Source organism: Echinicola sediminis (assembly GCF_054777495.1).
The window spans coordinates 1-2,337 of the sequence record NZ_BAAHAP010000210.1 but is presented as its reverse complement, the minus strand read 5'-3'; the positions used below and the strand labels follow the sequence as shown (position 1 = coordinate 2,337).

Annotated in this window: 2 protein-coding genes; one reads left to right on the top strand and one right to left on the bottom strand. The window is 41.2% G+C overall.

Annotation, left to right across the window (positions count from 1 at the left end):
* Positions 1-384: 384 nt before the first annotated feature.
* Positions 385-855 (bottom strand): YdeI/OmpD-associated family protein, encoded by a 471-nt coding sequence (locus ACYVAA_RS22735; RefSeq protein ID WP_460546338.1) that lies wholly within the window; start codon positions 853-855, stop codon positions 385-387.
* Between the two features lie 220 nt (positions 856-1,075).
* On the opposite strand from ACYVAA_RS22735, the gene ACYVAA_RS22730 reads away from it, so the two are divergent.
* Positions 1,076-2,137, top strand: a complete 1,062-nt coding sequence (locus ACYVAA_RS22730) for an META domain-containing protein (RefSeq protein ID WP_460546336.1) — start codon at positions 1,076-1,078, stop codon at positions 2,135-2,137.
* Positions 2,138-2,337: the final 200 nt, after the last annotated feature.

Sequence of the window (2,337 nt, the reverse complement as noted above, 5' to 3'; positions counted from 1 at the left end):
GTGACAGATAATGCTTGGAATTGTCTTTAGAGGTGATCCAGACGATATTGGGCCTTTTTTGGGCAAATGCCAAAGCTGAAAACTGCATAAGCATTGAAATGATCAGTACAGTTCTTAAAGCAAATTTCATATAAAAATTGGTTAATGGGTTTCATGAGATCCTTTCCCAAGTCTATTCTCTGGTGGATAAAATTATATGGTTCCAGCTTACAAACTAAAAAAAACAATAGAATTATAAGAATGGCAATTATTAAACAACAATGGAATTGAATAAATCAACTTCCTCAAAAAATATAAAGGAATCTGCGCTTATCAGCGTAATCAGCGGGAACATCATTTTAACTCTTTATGCTTTGATAAAATGTCATATCATCACATCTCCCGCTAATCACCCAGCAATTTCTCCATCATCTGGACTATCCGCCCAGCTTTCGTCTCCTCCCTTTTTGCCGAATAAATCCAATCCAGGTAAGCCTTCTGATCTCCATCTGACAGCTTTTTAAAATTCTCCAAGGCTGATTTTGGCTCATTTTGGAAACAATCCCATAATTCATCAGGAATCTCCACCGGGCTTTCATCCAAATAAAGTACTACTCTCACCCAATCACCAGCCTCTTTTTTGATCTTTTTCCTTATCGCAGCTTTGACCGGGAGAAACAACTTTCCGTTTCCCATAGGCATCAACTTATAATGCTTTAAAACATGACCGTCCACTGTTCCCTTTACCGTCACCCATCCAAAGGGCGTTTGCTTGGAAGGTTTGATCTCTGGGATGGCTGCATAAGTCCAACCTCCCTTACCCGGAAACCTCTCCAAGAGGTAATCATTGTCCACCAATGGTTTTTCCTGTTGCATATAAAATCAATTAATCGATCCTTCTCCGTAAAGTTAAGCCACTTTGGTGCATTGGAAGAAATTCCCCTCAGCGAATGACCTAATACAACAATAACTTTTTTCAGAACCTCTAAAATCTGTTACAGCTTCTACAGGTGCACGGCATTGCTTCCTATTTTTTGGTTTGGGTAGCATTTGGTTCATCTTTTGCGTAGGGGTTTAAAGAATAAACTTTATAATTATGAAACAAGTACTTTATTTATCTTTTACCGCACTACTTATCCTGAGCGCTTGCACCAAAGAAAAAACGGAAATCCCAACAGGCACTTTTTACGGGGTCCTACCTTGCGCCGACTGCCCGGGCATCAGCTATGAACTGGAATTGGGAGATGATTCCTCCTTTACAGAGAAAATGGTGTATCAGGAAAAAAGTGAAAAAGTCCTCGAAAAATCGGGAGTATTTTCTGTTTCCGAAGAAGGGCTGATAGAACTGGAAAAAGATGAAAATGAGGGTCTGAGACTTTTGAAGGTCACTTCAGATAGCTTGCAACTACTGGATATTGAGGGTAAAGCGGTCGAAGGAGGCACCGCCGGTTTGCATTACTTAAAAAAGGATAAGCCGGACAATTTCAATATGAAATTGAGGGAGCCGTCTTCTATTGGCTTCAAGGCGACAGGAAATGAACCCTTTTGGTCATTGGAAATTGATTTTAACAAGCAAATGACCTTTAAACCTATGGAAGGTGAAGCTCTCGTCACCCCGGTACCCGAACCCATCCGCCCCCAAGATGTCAATGCCGTAAGCTACAGGGCAGCAACGGAAAAAGGCACGCTCCATGTGACTATCTTCAAAAGAAAATGCCAAGATAGCATGGCCGACCAAGAATTTGGACATGAAGTCAAAGTAAGTTTAAAAATGGGCGGTGAGGATGAATTGATGTCATATTCAGGATGTGGCGACTACCAGGGAGACTACAGGTTGAATGATATTTGGGCTTTGGAAACCATCAATGGTGAAAGCCTTATCAGTAAAGGTAAGGCTCCCAACCTGGAATTTAACCTTATGGAAAACCGGTTTTACGGCTTTGGAGGCTGTAACCGCATCCAAGGTCAGCTTACCATAGATAAACAAGAAGTGACATTCGGAAAAGTAATCTCCACCATGATGGCCTGTCCCAACCTGGAAAAAGAGGCTTCCTTTATCAAAAAACTCAATGAACAGCGCTATAGCTTTAAGATAGAAGGAACCAAACTTACGCTCTCCAATGCTACGGACAGGTTGATTTTTAAGAAAATCGACTAAACCCTGTAGCTCAAAAAGCGAAGAGGAAACTTGCCAGCTAGCTTCCTCTTCGCTCCATTTTTTTTTTTAAGTATACTCCAATAAAATGTAAAGCCCGGTTAATTGTCCCTGAAGCTGCTCAGTCCTATTTCCGTCCCCCCATTCCGAATTCATCGCAATTTAACCTACCGATGATAATGGCATCTTCTTCCAGCAGCTTT